The sequence below is a fragment of the Duganella aquatilis genome, assembly GCF_009674565.1.
Classification (GTDB): domain Bacteria; phylum Pseudomonadota; class Gammaproteobacteria; order Burkholderiales; family Burkholderiaceae_D; genus Rugamonas; species Rugamonas aquatilis.
This window is the reverse complement of record NZ_WKJL01000074.1, coordinates 1-299: the sequence shown is the minus strand read 5'-3', so window position 1 is coordinate 299 and position 299 is coordinate 1. Positions and strand designations below refer to the sequence as shown.

Here is a 299-nt window from a genome sequence, read left to right as displayed (position 1 = left end):
AAGTAGACCGCCTGGGGAGTACGGTCGCAAGATTAAAACTCAAAGGAATTGACGGGGACCCGCACAAGCGGTGGATGATGTGGATTAATTCGATGCAACGCGAAAAACCTTACCTACCCTTGACATGTACGGAACGCCGAAGAGATTTGGTGGTGCTCGAAAGAGAGCCGTAACACAGGTGCTGCATGGCTGTCGTCAGCTCGTGTCGTGAGATGTTGGGTTAAGTCCCGCAACGAGCGCAACCCTTGTCATTAGTTGCTACGAAAGAGCACTCTAATGAGACTGCCGGTGACAAACCG

Annotated in this window: 1 rRNA gene; it reads left to right on the top strand. The window is 51.8% G+C overall.

The features are described from left to right. Window positions 1-299: ribosomal RNA gene (locus GJ698_RS30300) — 16S ribosomal RNA — on the top strand; the annotation flags it as partial.